General features: G+C 51.2%; 15 protein-coding genes. 7 read left to right on the forward strand and 8 right to left on the reverse strand.

Annotated elements, in window-relative coordinates; all coding sequences use genetic code 11:
* Positions 1–170: 170 nt before the first annotated feature.
* From K7P76_RS25335 to K7P76_RS25360, 6 genes are read right to left on the reverse strand one after another with little or no spacing between them, the layout of a single operon-like run.
* A complete protein-coding gene (locus K7P76_RS25335; RefSeq protein ID WP_232188658.1) occupies positions 171–1,409 on the reverse strand; it encodes a DegT/DnrJ/EryC1/StrS family aminotransferase in 1,239 nt (412 codons plus the stop codon).
* Between the two features lie 4 nt (positions 1,410–1,413).
* On the reverse strand, positions 1,414–3,123 hold the full coding sequence (locus tag K7P76_RS25340) for a polysaccharide deacetylase family protein (RefSeq protein WP_232188660.1): 1,710 nt from the start codon (positions 3,121–3,123) through the stop codon (positions 1,414–1,416).
* 6 nt (positions 3,124–3,129) lie between these two features.
* The gene (locus K7P76_RS25345; RefSeq protein WP_232188662.1) at positions 3,130–4,902 is read right to left on the reverse strand and encodes an NHL repeat-containing protein; all 1,773 of its coding nucleotides are present in this window, start codon (positions 4,900–4,902) and stop codon (positions 3,130–3,132) included.
* A 34-nt stretch (positions 4,903–4,936) separates the two neighbouring features.
* Complete coding sequence (locus tag K7P76_RS25350; protein WP_232188663.1) at positions 4,937–5,812, reverse strand: carbohydrate ABC transporter permease; 876 nt, start codon at positions 5,810–5,812, stop codon at positions 4,937–4,939.
* Positions 5,813–5,827: 15 nt separating this feature from the next.
* On the reverse strand, positions 5,828–6,769 hold the full coding sequence (locus tag K7P76_RS25355) for an ABC transporter permease (protein WP_232188900.1): 942 nt from the start codon (positions 6,767–6,769) through the stop codon (positions 5,828–5,830).
* Between the two features lie 20 nt (positions 6,770–6,789).
* A complete protein-coding gene (locus K7P76_RS25360; RefSeq protein ID WP_232188665.1) occupies positions 6,790–8,466 on the reverse strand; it encodes an extracellular solute-binding protein in 1,677 nt (558 codons plus the stop codon).
* Between the two features lie 485 nt (positions 8,467–8,951).
* Here K7P76_RS25360 and K7P76_RS25365 point away from each other — a divergent pair, with 485 nt between their 5' ends.
* The 7 genes from K7P76_RS25365 to K7P76_RS25395 all read left to right on the forward strand — a co-directional run bounded on the left by K7P76_RS25365 (position 8,952) and on the right by K7P76_RS25395 (position 16,954).
* Entirely contained in the window at positions 8,952–10,091 is a 1,140-nt protein-coding gene (locus K7P76_RS25365) for an ROK family protein (protein ID WP_232188667.1), read from the forward strand.
* Positions 10,092–10,129: 38 nt separating this feature from the next.
* On the forward strand, positions 10,130–11,335 hold the full coding sequence (locus K7P76_RS25370) for a hypothetical protein (protein WP_232188669.1): 1,206 nt from the start codon (positions 10,130–10,132) through the stop codon (positions 11,333–11,335).
* A gap of 27 nt (positions 11,336–11,362) precedes the next feature.
* Complete coding sequence (locus K7P76_RS25375; protein ID WP_232188671.1) at positions 11,363–12,622, forward strand: ABC transporter substrate-binding protein; 1,260 nt, start codon at positions 11,363–11,365, stop codon at positions 12,620–12,622.
* 46 nt (positions 12,623–12,668) lie between these two features.
* Positions 12,669–13,553, forward strand: a complete 885-nt coding sequence (locus K7P76_RS25380) for a carbohydrate ABC transporter permease (RefSeq protein WP_232188673.1) — start codon at positions 12,669–12,671, stop codon at positions 13,551–13,553.
* Positions 13,554–13,582: 29 nt separating this feature from the next.
* The gene (locus tag K7P76_RS25385; protein WP_232188675.1) at positions 13,583–14,413 is read left to right on the forward strand and encodes a carbohydrate ABC transporter permease; all 831 of its coding nucleotides are present in this window, start codon (positions 13,583–13,585) and stop codon (positions 14,411–14,413) included.
* A gap of 27 nt (positions 14,414–14,440) precedes the next feature.
* On the forward strand, positions 14,441–15,814 hold the full coding sequence (locus tag K7P76_RS25390; protein WP_232188677.1) for a nucleotidyltransferase family protein: 1,374 nt from the start codon (positions 14,441–14,443) through the stop codon (positions 15,812–15,814).
* A gap of 279 nt (positions 15,815–16,093) precedes the next feature.
* The gene (locus K7P76_RS25395; RefSeq protein WP_309244792.1) at positions 16,094–16,954 is read left to right on the forward strand and encodes a helix-turn-helix transcriptional regulator; all 861 of its coding nucleotides are present in this window, start codon (positions 16,094–16,096) and stop codon (positions 16,952–16,954) included.
* Here the strand turns inward: K7P76_RS25395 and K7P76_RS25400 are convergent.
* Positions 16,934–18,046, reverse strand: a complete 1,113-nt coding sequence (locus tag K7P76_RS25400) for an aminotransferase class V-fold PLP-dependent enzyme (protein WP_232188680.1) — start codon at positions 18,044–18,046, stop codon at positions 16,934–16,936. The genes K7P76_RS25395 and K7P76_RS25400 overlap by 21 nt on opposite strands.
* 21 nt (positions 18,047–18,067) lie before the next feature.
* Complete coding sequence (locus tag K7P76_RS25405; protein ID WP_232188688.1) at positions 18,068–18,856, reverse strand: PIG-L deacetylase family protein; 789 nt, start codon at positions 18,854–18,856, stop codon at positions 18,068–18,070.
* Positions 18,857–18,862 lie beyond the last annotated feature (6 nt).

Below are 18,862 nucleotides of genomic sequence, written 5' to 3' on the forward strand. Positions count from 1 at the left end.
CGACGTCGATACCAATTCTTGCGCGTTTGCCCTCCTGGATCTCTTCATCGGGGCCATTATACTATATCGAAGCTTGCAAAATCGGCCATTTTTTTCTCAAACAAGTCATGACGAGCAACCAACCGAACCGTGCTCTCCGATTGGCGCGTGTTCAGTCCATCGTCTCGATTCTAAAGGCTTCCGGCATAGTGCATCGCTACTTTACGGACAGCCGCAATCATCTCTTCGATATCCGCGTCCGCATAAAATTCGTTGACGGGCAAGCGAAGCGCGGTTTCCAGTATTTCTTCGGCGACCGGACATAATCCCTTGGCGTAAGTGATGCCGGTAATGTCAAAAGGAAATTGGCTGCCCGGATAAGCCTGCCTATGCTGGAACAACGGCTGCAAATACATGACTGCCGGAATGTAGCCCAAGCTGTGAGGAATGCCTTCTTCCTGCAGCGCTTGAGAGAATTGCTCTCTTGTGCAGGCGAGCTCTTCCATCTTGAGCCGCAGCATATAGAACCAGTATGTGCATTCGGCATATTCCAGGACGCGATGAACGGAGATGCCGGGAAGTCCCTCAAGGCCGGCGGTAATCCGATCACCATACCGCATGCGCTGCGCGCATATCCAGGGCAGCTTCTTCAACTGGGCGATGCCGACGGCGCCTTGCAGCTCTGTCATCCTGTAATTCGGCGCGAGGTGCTGCAAATCTTTGAGAACAGTGTCGCCAAACCGCCTGAAGTTCTTGTCCGCGAACGCATGCGCGGCATAGTAGGTCGCCTCGTCCTCCGAATTGACGGTCACAATGCCGCCGTCTCCCGTCGAAATATGCTTGAAATCATTCGTGCTGAAACAGCCGAAATCGCCGATTGTGCCTACGTAGCACCCCTTGTATTTCGTCAAATAGCTTTGCGCGCAATCTTCGATGACTTTCAGACCGTGCTTGCGCGCAATCGCCATAATCGGATCCATGTCATTGGCGTTGCCCGCCAGATGCACGACAACGATCGCCTTGGTGCGAGCCGTAATGCGAGCTTCGATCGAGGCGGGATCCATCCCGTATGTGTGCGGATCCAGATCGGCAAATACCGGTATCGCGTTCTGATAGAGAATGCCGATCAGCGTGCCCTGATCGGTAATCGGGCTCGTAATGACTTCGTCGCCAACCGTTATCCCGGCCGCTCCCAATGCGACATGAATGGCCGCCGTTCCGGAGGAGACCGCCACGCTTCGCGCAGCGCCGTAAAGCTCGTTAAAGTCCGCTAGAAACTTTTTGACCTTCGCGCCAAAATGATAGAACAGCGTGTTCTGCTCCAAAGCTTCCAGCAGTTCCCGGGCTTCCTCCAATCCGAATCGTTTTCCAGTTCCGAACGGGGTCGTCTTTGTTTTGGGGCCGCCGTGAAGCGCCAATCGATTGTCCACTTGGCTATTCCCCCCTTGACGCTGCCGTCACGACTTGCTTCAAGCAGCGCACGCCGAATCGCACTTCTTCGTCTCCCTGCTTCACTTCATTGGCGTGAATCGGCACCCAGACAACGGCATCGCTGGACGCTGTGCCGTCTTCAACCAGCGTCCGGCCCGCTTCGTCGACTCCTGTAATCCGGATTTGCCGGCGCCGCATTTCCCATTCGTAAATTTGCGCCGATGTCCAGAAGACGAATCCGGCCTGACGCGCTTCGCGAACGACTCGATTGAACGCTTCGACGACGGCCGGCTTCGTATGGATATGGACTTGATGGAACAAGAAGTGGGCGACCCCTTCGACTCGCATCGTATGTGCAAGAAAAGGTGCGATGATGCTATCGTCCGCCCACGGCGGACCGATCCCCATGTCCTGGGTGAGGAACCCGATTTCCAGCACTTCATACAGTCGATTGTCTTCGTCCGACCAAGCGATCGGGAAGAACGGGTGGCACGTGCCGAACAGAAAACCGACGTTGCCTCCCTTGCTCGGACCTCTTGTCTGATCGACGACGATGCCGGCCTCCTCGTACCATCGAAACAATTCGCCCCAGCCTTCGAACCGGGTATAGTGGTTCTTGTTCGTACGAATTTGATTCACTGTCGCCGCGTCTTGCAGCCAGCGCAACTGGCGATTGAACTCCGTTTGATCCCAAATTTGATTGTCCAGATGAAGCGAGTTATAGTGGAAAGCCAACTCATGACCGTCCTGTTCGATACGGCGATAGACAGATGCGCTGTAACCCGGCTCGAGCATGCACCATGTCGTCTGTACTTGATTTTGTTGAAGCAGATCCAGCGTGCTCCATGCATGCTCGTCCAGGTTGCCGTCGCTATCGTGCGAGATCGTGGCGACGCTATTCACCCCGTCCGGCCAATAGCCGATGAACGGCAGCGTCATGCCTCTGTTCACGACCGCCTCCAGCAAATGGCCAATGCACACCTCCCGCCAATAATCGGCGTACGGATAAGCAAAGTAAGCCTGACCGGTTTCCGTATGCAGCCGATCCCACTCCCAATCGAGCGCCATACCGTCATCGGCTTTCAGAATGCCTTCATTCAGTGACGCGCTGCCGTCCGCAGCGGGCAGGCCGTCCTTCAGGACAGGCTCCAGGCCTTGTTGGAGCGCGACGATCGCGGCAGGAATGTTAACGCTGAATCTTTCGATCGTGCCTTGACCGATGGCGAATCGCTGCAACAGATCAAAGTCGCGAGCGGCGTCCGGGCTTCTCTCTGAAACTTGGCCGTAAGCTTCGATTCGTATGTTCGATGCGTCCGGCGTTGTCCAGGGAGTCACCCGGAAAGCCCGCAACGGCGGATAGCTGCCGGATGAAGCCGGGGGCAAATGCGCATAAGCTTCATTCAGCGATCTGAGTCGAACGCAAGCGAGCTTGTCGGCAAGCTTATCCAGACCGCCATAAGAGATGACGATGCCGCCCGACTCTGCCCAATGATAGAAGCGTTCCAGATCGGCAGGATCGTCGTCTTCCAGAGCGACGATCAGCACATCCCAATCGTTGCCGTTCCACTCGCGGAGTGAATGCAATAATTGATGAGGAATGCCGACATGCGCCAAAATTTCCGTAATATAACCTTCGAATGTATTCAATCCGTAACGGCGGCGCTTAGCCGTCATACGTTCATCTACGAGCACGCCTACGCGAGCCATTCTCATTCAAGATCATCCCCCTGCGTGAAGCCTGAAAAGCTGCGTACCGTTTTGATTAAAATAAATCGAGCCCTCCGGGGTAACCGTGGTCGTCGTTACTTGTGACGGGATATCGCCGAGTCTTGCGAATTGCATGGAGTCGGCATAAATCCGAAATAAAGAGGATTCGCCAAAAGCGAGCACGCTGGCATCGTTGTACTTGACAAGGCACCCGCAAGCATCATTCAGCGGAACAGATGCGGCGAAGGCCATCCGGACCGGATCGAATACCGCAATGTCCTTGCCTATACGCATCCATACCAGACCGTGGGCGTACAGGACAAAGCCGGTTATGGGACCGGGCTCGAAGCGATGAAGGTGTACGACCGCAGCGGAATCCGGGTCCCACACCGCGAAGCAGCAGCCTTCGTCCTCCTTGTAGGCCAGACCGTTGCCGGCCCCGTTGGTCGTCAAGTACAGATAACGCCCATCGGCTGCCAAACCGCAAACCTGCTGTCCGGGCACGGGGTTCAGCCAGGAGGACACTTCCTTCGTGGCCGGATCGACTCGGGAAATCCCGCCGCCGTAGACGGCGTATGCGGCAGACCACCCCGTCCAGACGGCGCCGTCCGGGCCGATGACGGATTTGCCCAGCGGGCGGATCAGGCTCGGGCCGACTGGCTGCAGCGTCTTCGGATTAAGGTTGTCGAATTGATTCCACGGTTCGTCAGGGCGGTAAACCACATGGTCGCCGCCGGCATAAGAAGCCATAAACAACTCCTGGCCCACGAACGCCATCCCGTACACCTCGCCGCCGCTCTCGCAAACCGCCGCCGAATTCCAATAAGAGCCGTCCCGCGGATCGTACCGGAAAATCGTCTGCCCGAAGCCGCTCGACCCCCACACAACTCCGTTGGGATCGGAAGTAAGCGTATGAATTCGCGTAGGCGGTGCCGGCGTCGGGATCGGACGGCATATCGGCTCCTCGCCTTCGGCATATTGAATGAAATAATCTTGCCCCTTGACTCCGGCCATTCCCCCGCCCGGCAAGCGCAATGCCGCGATCCGTTTTCCATCCAATACAGTCATTTCGACCTGCGTCACTAAAGCCGTTCCCTCTTCGATATCGATCATCTCGAGCGTGCTGCTGCTATAGAAGCGCCGCGTTCCTTCTAATTCCGTGCAAATCCGGGTTGCATCCGCTTCGATTACCGCTTCGCCGTACTCGCCCAATCGAGTGAACGTGCCGTCTGCCATCGACCATACCGAGACGAACCGCTCGTTGCAGCAGACATTGATCAGCATGCGATTCGGGATCGCGAACACGTTGCGACTGTACATATTTTCAGGATTGTCGGAAACCCGGCCGAGACTGGTCAACGTATGCGCGGCTGGATCGTATCGCAGCAGAAGGCAACCCGGATAAGTCCCGGCGTATACCATACCGTCCATACCAAGGGCAAAGTTCCATATATACGTTTCCGACTCGATTCGAAGCGGCTTGGCCCAGCGCCGGGTCCTCAAATTCAGGCTGTGCAAGTAGCCGTAATCCGGACAGGTTCCGACGAGAAGGTGCTCGCCAACCCGCTGCAGCGCCCACGCGCCGGAATCTCCAGGAAGCGGGATCGATTCGCCCTCGCCGGTCGTTTTATCGATAAACACAAGATTGCCGACGGAACCGGCCGAGAAGTTGGACAAAACAAACTTCTCCCGATTGTCGAAGGGATCTATGAACGCAGTCGTCCCCAAAATGCAGAAATTGCGGCAAGGCTCCGCCACAATAGAATACAGTGCTTCTGCCGTCATGCTGTTCACACCTTCCCCTATGCTTTGGATTTCCTCAGCCTTTCACAGCGCCGACAAATTGTCCATGAATGAAATACTTTTGCACGAACGGGTAAACCACAATAATCGGCAGGATCGTGACCATGAGCGCAGCCATTTTCAAATTTTCAGGATGGATGATTTGCTGACCAATCGGGTTAAGCTGATCATTCTGCAGCTGGGCCGTTGTCAAAATTTCGCGAAGCTGAAATTGCAAGGTCCACATCGACTTATCCTTGATATAAAGCAGCACGTTAAACCATTGATTCCAATACCCGACCGCGCTGAAAATAATAAAAGCCATCGTCATCGGCAGAACAAGAGGCAGTACGATGCGGAACAGCAAGCGCCACTCCCCGGCTCCGTCCATCTCGGCGGATTCCAGCAGCTCCTTGGGCAGCTGATCGATAACGTTCTTGAACACGATGATATAGAATCCGCTGACCAGACTTGGAATAATAAGCGCACTGTACGTATTACCAAGCCCTAACCCCATGACCAACAGGTAAGTGGGAATCAGACCTCCACTGAAAAACATCGGAATCAGGATGAACGTAAAGGCCGCGCTTCGTCCGACGAACTTTTTGTGGGACAGCGCATAAGCTCCGCACAGGGATATAGCGACGGAAAGCACCGTATCAATGACCGTTAAAAAAACCGTATTGGCAAACGATCGCAGGAAAGTAACATTTCCGGTAATCTTGGCGTAAGAATCCAGCTGGAATTCAATCGGCCATAGCCCGACTTTGCCGGACAGCACGCCATTGTAGCTGCTTAACGAGATGGCGATGGCATTGATGAACGGCACGAGTATCGAAATGCAGAATATAACAAAAAACGTATAGTTGAACAGTTGAAACAAAAATCTGGACGGCGTTACGTAACGATGCATAGTTATGTCCACCCCTTAATACAAGCCGAGTCCGGTGATCTTCTTGGACAAACGATTGGAAATGACAAGCAGCAGGAAACCAAGCAAGCTCTGCGTTAAACCGATCGCGGTCGTCAAGCTGAATTGGGACTGCTCAAGCCCAATCCGGTATACATAGGTGCTAATGACGTCGGACACGTCGTACACAAGCGGGTTTTGCATCAGGAATACACGTTCGAAACCGACATCAAAAATACCAGCTAACCGAAGCAAGAACAACAGCATAATCATCGGCACCATATGCGGAATCGTAATGTGAATGATCTGCCGCCACCTGCTGGCTCCGTCGATCCAGGCCGCCTCGTACAGGCTCGTATCAATGCCGGCAATGACGGCAAAGTAGAGGATCGCCCCCCAGCCGACATTTTTCCAAATTTCCGCAAAAACAAGCAGTCCCCGGAAGAGGGTCGGTTCGGTCATAAAATAAATCGGCTCGATGCCGAACCAGCCCAGAAAATGGTTGAACAGTCCGGTTTGCGGGGACAAGATCGAGTAGAAGATGCCGGAAACGACGATCCACGACAGAAAATGAGGCAAGTACGAGATCGTCTGCATGACCCGTTTAAACATCTTCTGGTACAGCTCGTTCGCAAGTAGCGCGAATATGATCGGTGCGGTGAAACCGAACAGGAGATCGTAGAAATTAATCACCAGCGTATTTCTGAAGATGCTCCAGAACTTGTCATCCTTCAGGAAATACTTGAAGTGCTCCAGCCCGACCCAATCGCTAGCCATGATCCCCTTGAAAATGGAGTAATCTTTAAAGGCAATAATAATGCCGTACATCGGCATGTAGCTAAACACAATCAACAGAATTGCCGTCGGAGCAAACAAGGCGTAGAGCGAGAGTAAAGTCCGGTACCGGACTTTACTCCTCCGCACGGGCCTGCTAAGGGCAGGCCTCGATATTTTATTCACGTTCAGCAAGAAAATCACTCCTACCATCCAGCCATTTTATACCCCAGCGCTATCTGCTGATCTTTGTTCTCATCGATGAATTTTTGCAGCGGATCATATTTAAACGCGCGGTACTTCTGTTCCCAGGCTTTGACCTCCTTGTCGAACTGATCCATCGAAATTCGTCCCATGATTGCTTTGACGGTGAATTTATTGATGGCCTGCATAATCTCCGGGCCTTTCTTCGCGACTACTTCCGGCTCCACATATCCGATCGGGGCACCAAGACCCACGTTCGCCGCTTGTTCTCCGAGCATCTTGATGCTGTTCTGGACTTCATTGAAATAAGTCGAATCCCCGATCAGTTGCTCATTGACAGCGACCTGCGCATCCTGGCCGTCGGTGAATCCGAAGATGAACGCAAGCGATTTCAGCCAGGTGCGCTCCTTGGCTCCCATTTTGTCGGCAATCGGCAGCCTTTTATCATCTTTAACGGTGTATGTTTCATTTTCTTTACCCCAGAAAATAGCTTCGCGCAGTTCATCGGAAGCGAAAGCTTCAATGACCTTCCAGGCGCGGTCTTTATCCTTGCTGGACGACGAAATATACAACCCGTGATCGGAGATCGGAATAGCTTGCGCACCTACTGTATACTTCGGGTCAGTAGGGGACTCCTTGAGCGGAGGCGCGAATTCGAATTTTTGCGTTTTTTGCTGATCCGTTCCTTGCGTTCGATAATACGCAGCGCCTGCGAGCAGTTGATCTGCGTAGTTCCATTGGAATAGCACGTTGTTGTTGTTCCATTTAGTAAACCACTTTTCGGAATCCGTAGTGGCGAATTCCTTATCCAGGAGGCCTTCCTTATACATCTGACGCATCGTTTCAACCGCGGCGCGATATTCGGGAAGCACGACATTCGGAATGACTTTACCGCCTTGTATCCGATATCCATAAGGCGCCGCCCCGTACATCTGGAAGATAACCGCCCCGCCATAAATGAATACATAGTCTCCAATAGCTCGCGTGGACATCGGAATCGAGTTCGGCTCGGCCTTCTTAATCTTCCGCATAAGTTCGACCCACTCTTCTACGGATTCCGGCCATTTGCCGTCATTATACTTCTCGACCAGATCGTAGCGCGTATAGATGCCTGCGCCTTGAGGGCCTTTGTCGAGGGCCATCGGGATGCGCCAGTATTTGCCGCTTATCGGGTCTTTGGCTAACTCCATCATTTGCGGTGTAATGTATTTCTGGATAATTGGAGATTTGTCATAGTAAGGTTTCAAGTCGATAAAAGCGCCTTCACGAGCAGCCTTGTAAGCCTCGGCCGGCATATAAGTATGCACGATATCCGGCAGTTTTCCCGATGCCAGCATAAGGTTGAACTTGGTCGGAAAGTCGGAATAGGGCGGCACTTCAACCTTAAGGTCGACATTCGCCTTCTCTTCGACGATATTGATATACGGGTTGTCGCTCAAATCCGTGTCCGGAGGATCAACCGCCAAGCCCGAATCCGAGTAGAACATGCTCAGCTCGATCTTCTCTTCCGGCGGGGTCGCTGTTGCCTGACTCTCCGACGGGGCCGGACTTGTTGTTGGTGGTGATGATGATGAGGCGCCCTGTTTGGCGCCCCCGCCGGAAGAACAAGCGACAAGTACTGCAACTAACATGGATATTGCGGTTGCGGTGGTGATCCATTGCTTGAATCTTTTGCTCATTGAATTTGAATCCTCCCTTTTTTATAGTGCGTACGAGCGAATTACTTTGTCCAGCGCCGCGGCAACGTCCTGCATCGCTTCTTCTTCGGACAGCAGCACGTTCTGGCCGATCCATATGAATACTCTGTTTTTAATACTAGACCTCCCTGTTCATTTTAATAGCGGCAAACGATGCGTAAGCCCTTTCAATCTATTGTGCTATCTTCTGCCAGACGGCTCGATTATACAATGATGAATGACGGCAATTCGGCCATATTTTTCACTAACAAGTCAAAATCCTTACGTATGCAAATATTTTTATCTATTATTTTATATGTTAAAAAAAGCATTGAAATATAATTGGTTTTGTACTATCGTTCCAAATAAACAGCGGGGAGTTTACGTCAGCAGCAACATGGAAGGAGGGGAGCAAGCAAACGAGCGCTATTTGTAAAAATACAAACGGTTGATTCGCTCATTATGAAGCAGGGAAAGGGTTTGGAAGCATGTTGAATATCAATCAGGTTAAAATTCAGAATCGAATACGGGTGTTTAAAGAGATCTCAACCCATGATTCCACAACCCGGATGGATATTTCGCGCAAAGTGAAGCTGAGCGTCGCCACAATCTCTTCGATTGTCGAGGAATTCATGAAAATCGGCATGATCATGGAGGTGAAGGACAACAAAAGCACCATAGGCCGCAAGCCGAATATGTTGATATTTCAACCCGATGCGCTAAAAATGATCTGCATCGACCTGACATCGAAGCAATTCTCCTTCGCTGTCAAAAATTTGGCCTTGATCTCGGAGAAGGTTGTCGTCTACGAGTACGACAATGAGCTGTCCTACGAGCGCAATTTACATCAATTTTGCAAGCGTATACAGCAAGTCATCGAGACGGAATACAAGGGGCAGCAATTGATCGGCATCGGCATTTCGGTTCCGGGTCCGTATAATCAACGGAAGGATCGCGTCATGAACAAGCTTATACTGGAGATTGGCGAGTTCAGCATCCACCGCTTCTTCTCGGAGCAGTTCCCGCTTCCGATTCAAATCGATCAAGACGTCAATTACGCGGCCAGGGCAGAAGTGCAGCATATCGAGCAGTATGAGTCGAAATCGGTGTTCTTCATGTACCTGGGAGAAGGCGTCGGCGGCGCGATCTCGATCAACCACAACATTTATAGCGGCGCGCAGGCGTTCGCCGGAGAAATCGGGCAAATGATCGTAATCGACGGCCGCAACCTGGAGCAGTTGGTTTCCTGGAAACGATTGATAGCTGCCGCGCGAAGCCATTATGCTCCTGCGGAAGCGACGCCTGAATTTTTACTGGCCCGGTGGTCAGAGAAGGATGAATGGCTGCTTAAGGAAATCGATGCCGTCACCTCGCATCTCAGCATCGCCATTACGAATGCCGTCTGGCTATTGAATCCGCATGTCATCATCATCGGCGGTGCGTACAACATTTTCGGCGCCCTCTTTATCGACAAAATCAAGGAAAAAATGACGGATAGGTTCCCGGAGTTTTTCGACGAATTGCAAATTATTCTCTCGCACTACGACGAGAACAGCGCGTTGGTGGGGGCCGGAAGCATAGTGCGCGAGCAATGGCTGAACAATTTCTCTTTCGGAAACGCACAGTAACGGCAATGTCCGAAGGGACGCAAGAAAGGAGATCTTCCATGAATAATCTGTTCAGAGCCGCAGCGGGAAAGGTCGGGATTACGCCGGAGGAATCCGCGCCGCTGCAAGGATACGATCCCGAACTTTACGTCGCCGACCCGGCTCGCCATTCTATCGGCGAACTCTTTGCCAGGGTGCTGATCATGGACAGCGGCACGACCCGTTCGCTCATCGTCAGCGTAGATTGCTGTCTGGCCAATGAGGAAGCGGCACTCGTGCCGCATCATGAAGAAGGCATGGGACCTTGCCGGGAGTTTGTGCCTACGTTCCCTGCCGGCACCCGTGCACGGTGGGCGCATGCGGCGGGTGTTCGCGAAGAGGCCGTCTCGGTACATGCGACGCACACGCACAGCGCTCCCGCGCAGATCAAGGACAAATACTGTGAAAGAATAAGCCGGCTGATCGAACAAACCGGGAAGCAGCTGCAGCCGGTCACCCTTCATTACAGCGCCGGGACGTGCACCGTATCGGCCAATCGCAGACCTCATTTGAAACCGAATTTCGATCTGCCTATAGACAGCGACTTGCAGGTGCTGGCGATTCACTCCTTGAAGGGGGAGCCCATTGCGATCGTGGTGAATGCAGCCGTTCACCCTACGATGGTTTCAATGGTTGCCAGAAGAGTCAGCGCAGATTTGACGGGGTATGCGATGGAGGCCATGGAGAGGCAATTCGGAGGCAAGGCCGTCAGCCTGTTTATCCAGGGCTTCTCCGGAGAGATCTGTCCGCTCAGACGAGGATTCGACGAGGACACATTGGAGGAGCAATTCGAACACGTTCCGGAGCTTGGACAACAGTTGTATGAAGATGCGGCCCGCGCCATGGAGCGGATGGAACGAGTGGAGACGAGCCCCCACTTTTCGGTCAAGAAGACGATTCGTCTGCCGACGCGCAGCGGATTCGTGCTGCCGGAAGCGGAAATGACGCTGGCGGCGACCGTCATCGGCGATCTCGTGCTTCTGGCGGCATCCGGCGAAATTTTCAGCGGAATGGCAAATCGGATCAAGTCATTATCGCCGTTTCGCCATCACTTGCTTGCAGGTGTCGCGAATGGATATTCCGGATATTTGCCAACAACAGAGGCATTCCGGGACGGCGTGGGCGGATACGAGATGACGGCAACCCCCTACAGCGAAGAGGCGGCCGAAGTCTTCGTTCGGGAGGCCGAAGTGTTCCTCCATTCTTTGAAAGCTGACACACTGTAAAGTTCAAATACAAGGAGGAAAAAATGGATGAAAAAAGCAGCATTTATCCTGTTGGTTGTCATCCTGACGATGGGTGTTTTATCGGCTTGCAGCAGCGATTCGGCAAAGAAGGGCAGCGGAAGCGGCAAGGATGGAGATGTCACGTTGACCTTCTGGAAAGCGCTGGACGCGGACAACGAGGAAGAGATTTGGGCGGAACTGATCCGGAAGTTCGAGCAAGCGCATCCAAACATACATGTGCAATTTTTGGCGACTCCCTGGGATGGGTGGCAAGAGAAGTATACCTCCGCCTTTGCGGGCAGCAACCCTCCCGACGTGTCCTATATGTCCGAATATTTGATCAAATTCGCCCATGCGGGCAAACTGCATGAATTGGATTCCTTCATGTCGGACTCCGAAAAAAACCGCTTCTCCAAAACCGCAATCGACAACGGCACGGTGAACGGCAAATTATACGGCGTCCCTTTTATCGCCGAAACTTCATTGATGTTCTACAACAAGGATATTTTCGAAAAAGAAGGGATCGCTATTCCGCAAACATGGGATGAACTGAGGGCAGCGGCAAAAAAAGCGACCAAAGGGCCCGATCAATGGGGAATCGGCGGCCTCGATATCTTGAACACGATCAGCTTCATGGTCCAATCCGGGGCCAACTTGTTCAACAAAGAAGGGACGAGCTTGGGATTCAACAACCCCGAAGGAATTCGAGGCTTGCAATTTATGGAGGATCTGGTCAAGAGGGACAAGGTTGCGCCGCCCATCGACTTCTACAGTTCGCCCGAACAAGAGCTGGACGCCTTCTTTAAAGGCAAAATTGCGATGATGCCCGGCTCGATCGCTTTCGTCAACAGCATCAAAACGAATGCGCCGAACTTGCAATACGGAGCGTTTCCGGCGCCGGCGGGACCGGCGGAGGATGCGGGCGCGGCGCGCGCTTTATACTCGGGTATCGGCTTGCTGTCGATCGCCAAGGCGTCGAAGCATCCCGCCGAAGCCTACGAGTTCATCAAATTTGTTATTGACCCGGACAATGCGGACCTGTTCTTCGAGCCGACCGGATTTTTCTCCGCTCTTCCGGAAGCGAACGAAACGCTGTTTCAAGGCGACCCTGTGATGGAAATGGCGAAAAAATCGATTCAAACGATGTTCGTATATCCGGCCAGTGAAAGTTTTGCAAAAGCGATCGATATCGTTACCCAGATGAGAGAAGCCGTGTTAAGGAATGTGAAAACTCCGGAGCAAGCGATCAAAGACGCAGCGAAGGAGTTCGACAGTACTCAAAAATAAAGTCAGTGCCGCCGGGTTTATGTCTGAAATGCAGGAGGTGAGTCCAGTGAAGTCGCGAAAAGAGCGCTTCAAAAGCCAATTGATTTCGTTTTCCTTTCTGTTGCCTTATTTGATCGTTGCGGTCGTCTTTTCTTTCCTGCCGATTGCCGTCGTCGTCTGGCTCAGCTTTCAGCGAGGATCGTTGCTGGACTTATCTTCTCTTCATGGGGCCGGATTCGCCAATTTTGCCGCCGTCTTCACGAAGAGCCTCTATATGAAGTCCATTCTCAACAGTTTGTTTTATATTGTCGTGATTTTGCCGTTCGGTCAATTTATTGCCTTAACGCTTGCTTTCTTGCTATTTCGCAAAAATAAAGTAAATGCCGTATTCGAATCGATCCTGTTTCTGCCGCTTGTCGTATCCATGGTTTCGGCGAGCATCATGATCTCTTACGTGCTGTCCACGAACGGGCCGGTCAATTACTTGTTGGCTGAGGTTGGGCTGCCGGGCATTCTATGGTTCAGTGACCCTGTCTTGGCCAAGCTGGCCGTTGTGATTCTGGAGTTGTGGAAGGGATCGATGTTCTACGTGTTTATCTATATGGCCGCGCTCAGGGGCGTGCCGTCGGACTACATCGATGCCGCGCGGATCGATGGCGCTGCCAAATGGCAGGAGATCGTCCTGATCAAGCTGCCGTTGATCAAACACATCATTTTACTGTGCGTCGTTCTGTCCACCATCGCCCAATCGCAAATGTTCGATTCCATTTTTGTGCTTACCAAAGGCGGGCCGCTGCGATCCAGCGAAAGCATCTATTTCGCGATTTACCGGGCCGCATTCCTGGACGATCAGATTGGAATCAGCGCTGCCATCGCTATCCTGTTGATGCTTGCGGTTCTGGCCATATCGATATTCCAGATGACTGTACTGAGATCCAGGCATGAAAGCTGACGATTGTGACAAGATCGGAGGATATCGAAATGACGACCAGGCGCATCGTTTCCTGTCTTAAGTACGGAGTGCTCGGTACAGCAGCCGGCTTGGTGCTCGTTCCATTTTGGCTGCTCACTGTTTCTTCCTTCAGGAATACCACCAGTTTGTTAAGCTATCCTCCCAAATTATGGCCGAACGATGGCAGTTTGTCCAACTATATGACGTTGTTTGAAAGCAAGCAATATCATTTTCTGAATTGGTTGCTTAACAGCGTTATCGTATCCGGAACAAGCACGGCTCTCGTGCTCGTGACATCGGCTTTGGCGGGATATGCTTTTGCCAAAAGATCCTTCATCGGGCAAAAAGTATTGTTTGTGCTCGTCCTTTCTACTTTGATGGTACCGGGGATCGTCACCTTGCTTCCTGCTTACCTGATCGTTGACTGGCTGGGTTGGACCAATACGTATACGGGCCTGATCGTTCCGGCGATCCCGAGCGCCTTCGGCGTGTTCCTGCTCACGCAGTTCATCCGAACCATCCCCAAGGAAATCGAGGAGTCGGCCCGTTTGGATGGATGCGGGGAATATAAAACGTTCTGGAAAATTATTTTTCCAATGACGACGTCCGCCTTGGCGGTATTAGCGATCTTCAACTTCCTCGGCAATTGGGGCGAGCTGCTGTGGCCCTTGATTACCGTATCGGAAGAAAAAATGAAAACGTTGACGCTCGGCATTGCCGGGATGAAAACGCGTCATGCCCAAACTTCCGGCGAAATGATGGCCGCAACCTTCCTGTCATTCATTCCATTGTTCATCTTGTTTCTGTTTGCCAGGGAGAAGTTTATCGAAGGGGTTACGGTAGGCGCGGTGAAGGAATAACATTCTCTATAAGGGTGGGACACGAAGATGCAAACTGCTGTCATTCTGGCTGCCGGCAATGGCACAAAAATATGGCCGTATGCCGAAATTCGCCCGAAAGCCATGATCCCGGTGGCCAATAAGCCGATTATAGCCCATCAGACCGAGCTGCTGGAGCGGCTCGGCTTCGAACGGATCGTCATCGCCGGCGGGGCTATGAGCGAGCAGATCCGAAATCATTTTCGCGGCAATCCGAAGGTGAACGTCCTGTCTGTGGGAAGCACTTCGGGTACGGCGGCCTCGCTGCTTGCTGTCAAAGACGCCGTCAACGATTCTCGTTTTCTCGTGCTGTATGGCGACACGTTGCTGGAAGATAGCGACTTGCGAGCGCTGATGGACGCATTTGCCGCGACGGTCGCTTCCGCGGCCGTCCTTGTCTCCCCGTTGGGGACGGAAGAGCCCCGGGATTGGATTTGCTGCAACAGAGCGGCAGATCGTTTGGAGGCGATCATCGGTCATCCGAGAGGCGGGTTTGCCGACCGGTTCGCAGCTTTCGCTTTCAGTGATGCCATCTGGCCTTATTTGCAAACCAATGCCGGCATTTTCGGCCCTGTGCAAGTGGGCATGATGCCTCCATTGGAAGCACATCTGGAGATGTCGCTTCACGACATGATGACGGACGGCATCGAGGTGCCTGCGGTCAAGACGGAAGGAACCTTCATCGATATCGACAAACCGTGGCACATCCTGATGGCGAATGAAGCATGGACACATAAGCTTTGCGGCCGCCTGAACGGGAATGTCATGGAGGACAATGCCGAGATCGACGAGACGGCCCTGTTGAAAGGATATGTTCATCTGGGGAAAGGGAGCAAGATCGGAAGGAATGTCATTGTCGAAGGAAATTTGATTGTCGGAAGCGGAACCGTCATCGAGAACGGCGCCATTCTCAAGGGCGACAACGTGATCGGAAATCATTGCCATATCGCAAATTATTGCTATATCGAGCGGGGCTCGACCGTAGGCGACCATTGTGTAGTGAACCATTGCGCGGAATTGGACGGCCTGATCATGAACGGAGTCTATTTGTATCATTATATGGAATTCAGCGGAATTATCGGAAGCCATACCGACCTGGGCGCGGCTACCGTATGCGGCACGTTGCGATTCGACGACGGCCTGACAGCGCACAGAGTAAAGGGGAGAAGAGAAACTCCCTCCCATTACGCCAACTCCGTGTATTTGGGCGACTATTGCAGAACCGGAGTTAACGCCATAATTATGCCCGGCTGCAAAATGGGGGTTTATAGCGTTGCGGGCGCAGGATTGATCGTCGAGGAAGACATTCCGAATCGAACCTATGTTTATGTCAAACAAGAGGTATCCCGCAAACCTTGGGGGCCAGACAAATACGGCTGGTAGCCCGGGGCGCATGCGAAGAGAGTATCTCTCATAACGAGAGAAGTATGATATTTCCATATGTAAGGTTTCTTCCGTCAAAGCAAGACCCAGGGGCTCCCCCTGGGTCTTGGACCTGTCGCATCTGCGTTATTGATACAGAGTTTGAACTATATACGCGGTTCCGCGGTTCATTATAATTAAACGCTTCCATTCGATCATTCAAAGACATTATATCACATTAGAAACTCATATTAAAGCCATGGAGTGATTATTATACCTACCTACCCCGTTCATGACGATGTGTTCTCATACATCGATTTTAAAAAAAATCAAGTCCCTTTCTATATCCTTGAACAAATCATAACCGAGACTATAGACTTGCATCATCATGATTTTGTCGAATTTTCATTTGTGCTTCAAGGCAAAGCAATCGAAAATATCGATGGGAAGACATACGAAATGACGCCCGGGACGGCGCGTATTTTACCTTCCAATCAAATCCATGCCATTGAGATCGATCCTCATGATCCGCTTCATTTGTACTGCTGCTTGTTTGATTTTTATTTGCTGCTGGAATCTCCCTTCGACGATCAACTGGCCAAATTCATTTTGCAAGCTGGTGATACAATGCCTTATTACACTAAGCTTGATGGAGACGCCTATGAAGAAATGCATCGATTATGCCAAAAAATAAGAAGAGAATATACGGCCTCCCATTTGGGAAAAAACAGTGCTATTCGTGCCGCTTTGCTCGAAATCTTGTTGGTGTATGTCCGTTCTTTTGCGAATCGTGATCTGACGGAAGAATCCTTGCATACAGAACCATCAAACCAAATCGAATGGAATATTATCCACTTTGTTAACAAGTATTTCTTTCAGCGACTTACGATTAAAGACTTGTCTGAGCGATTCGGGGTAAGCTCGTCCTATATCAGCAGGTTATTCAAACGCCATTTGAACACTTATTTTGTCGATTATGTGCATGCGTTAAGAATAAAGAGAGCCAAATCCTTATTGTTAAGTACGGATATGCATATCTATGAAATCTCGGTCGAATCGGGCTTCGATTCCTTTAGAACCTTTTCTCGTTTATTTAAACAAACCACTCATTTGACCCCAAGCGATTTCAGAAATGCTTGTTTACAATCGCCCCACAAATAAATTCCGGATGGCTTCGATCACGATGCTCACTTCATCATCCTCAAGGCACTGTGGATTAATGACGATCTCTTCCCCTTGCACGTCCACATATATGGAAGGGGTTAAGCTTTTAAGTTGGTCTTGAAGATATTTGGCGCTAACATTCACACTCTTCATGTAAACTCTTGGAATTTCAACGGGCTGAACACCCGGCTCAACAGGAAATCCCCTGCGAACAGTTGTGCCGGATATGTGGGAGAAGGCTGTGATCATTTGCGAGACCATTCGTTCCCAACGCTCCATGATCTTGATGTAATCTTTTGCAACAAATAGCTCTACGGCTTTAGTAATTCCTGCAATGGTTTCCTTATCCAGCTTCATGCTGCGGCCAATGCTGTAATTGGGGTAATTGTTGGCCTTGCAATATTCTATCAATTGCTTGCTGCCAAGAATAATCCCGGAAGACTGAGGACCGCGCAATTCTTTTCCTCCGCTGAAGATAACCAGATCTGCGCCTTGTTCCAAGTACTTGGTCACATTGGATTTGGGCGGTAGTTCAGCTGCTGCATCAACCACGATGGGGATACTATATTTTGTCAGTACCTGAACAATTTCAGGAAGAGCTATTGAACCGCGCATTCTTTCGGCTTCGGCTGCGTAGAAGAACATGGCCGTTTTCTCTGAAATTGCAGCTTCAATTTGTTCAAGCTTGGCAGAAGAAGTAACTCCGATTTCACGCAGCTTGGCACCGGATAATAAGAGCGCTTGATCATAAAGGATTCGATGACATTTGAGCAGAAGAATCTCATTGGGCATACCTGTCGTGTCTGGCAATTGCAAGGTTTTGCCAATATCACCTCTGGTCATGCAAGCGGCGGCAGCTATCGCCAAACCTGCGGCGGCGCCGGATGTAATACACGCGGCTTCACCGCCGAGGAGCTCGGCAATCCGATCACCGGCTCTTGCATGAAAAATACCCATGTCTACAAAGGCACCGGCAGCTTCATTCATCGCTGACAGCACCTCCGGATGCATCTTTGATCCGCCGATCGCAGTTACTGTCCCCAAGCCATTAATGATCGTTTTCATTCCGAGCGCTTCATACAGTTTCATCGTCGCAGGCTCCTTCAACATCTAGTATTCCGATGGGCCGATGTAATGGAATTTCTCATAAAATTGCATACCCCGGTAAGGTTCGCAAGCTTCCCTAATAAAACTGGTCTCCGCAAATTGTTCGATGCTCTTAAAGCGGCCTGTACCATCAGGATGCTTCTCCAAATAAATTTTCCACATGCTATCAATCGGCGTTGCATGCAACGCAATCGCTTTACGCTTCATATGGAGCACAGATGAAATATCGATGATTCTGTTCGTCAGCTGCGGGCCGCGTGCCACATAATATTTCTCAGTGACAAAGTGCGGCATAATATTCATATCCTTAAGCTCCGGCAGATCAAGCTGACGCCCGGCCATCCAGCAAGCGGCTTCAACTGCTTTACCCGTCAAGTAGTGTTCAGGGTTTTCCTCATAATGCCCCCATGGATCGAAAGAAATAACCGTATCCACCTTTAAAAAACGGAACAACGTCATGAGGCGATGACGTATTTCTGTAAGCTGCGTATAATCCATGTAATGATTCTTATAGTTAAAGTCATAGACTTTTTCAATACCAAACAGGTTGGCTACTTGATGAGTTTCTTGCTCAATACGATATATAGTTTCACCGATTGACAAATCGTAAGAGTCTTTCTCATCGTTCGTTAGCCTGATGAAGTAACCCTTATATCCTTCCTTGATCATCTTCAACAGTGTTCCGCCTGCAAAAAAAGTGAAGTCATCCGAATGCGGAAATACGGCTGCAAACACTTTACCCTCATGAGGGCGGCCACTGTCCCATCGTTCCACAACGACATCCTCAATCATGACGTC

The organism is Cohnella silvisoli (assembly GCF_021190915.1).
GTDB classification, from domain to species: Bacteria; Bacillota; Bacilli; order Paenibacillales; family Paenibacillaceae; genus Cohnella; species Cohnella silvisoli.

Bases quoted from the DNA above. Each gene is read 5' to 3' on its own strand.
- K7P76_RS25365 (WP_232188667.1), top strand. From the start codon at position 8,952: ATGTTGAATATCAATCAGGTTAAAATTCAGAATCGAATACGGGTGTTT.
- K7P76_RS25370 (WP_232188669.1), top strand. From the start codon at position 10,130: ATGAATAATCTGTTCAGAGCCGCAGCGGGAAAGGTCGGGATTACGCCG.
- K7P76_RS25360 (WP_232188665.1), bottom strand. From the start codon at position 8,466: ATGAGCAAAAGATTCAAGCAATGGATCACCACCGCAACCGCAATATCC.
- K7P76_RS25350 (WP_232188663.1), bottom strand. From the start codon at position 5,812: ATGCATCGTTACGTAACGCCGTCCAGATTTTTGTTTCAACTGTTCAAC.
- K7P76_RS25405 (WP_232188688.1), bottom strand. From the start codon at position 18,856: ATGATTGAGGATGTCGTTGTGGAACGATGGGACAGTGGCCGCCCTCAT.
- K7P76_RS25385 (WP_232188675.1), top strand. From the start codon at position 13,583: ATGACGACCAGGCGCATCGTTTCCTGTCTTAAGTACGGAGTGCTCGGT.
- K7P76_RS25390 (WP_232188677.1), top strand. From the start codon at position 14,441: ATGCAAACTGCTGTCATTCTGGCTGCCGGCAATGGCACAAAAATATGG.
- K7P76_RS25340 (WP_232188660.1), bottom strand. From the start codon at position 3,123: ATGAGAATGGCTCGCGTAGGCGTGCTCGTAGATGAACGTATGACGGCT.
- K7P76_RS25345 (WP_232188662.1), bottom strand. From the start codon at position 4,902: ATGACGGCAGAAGCACTGTATTCTATTGTGGCGGAGCCTTGCCGCAAT.
- K7P76_RS25375 (WP_232188671.1), top strand. From the start codon at position 11,363: ATGAAAAAAGCAGCATTTATCCTGTTGGTTGTCATCCTGACGATGGGT.
- K7P76_RS25400 (WP_232188680.1), bottom strand. From the start codon at position 18,046: ATGAAACTGTATGAAGCGCTCGGAATGAAAACGATCATTAATGGCTTG.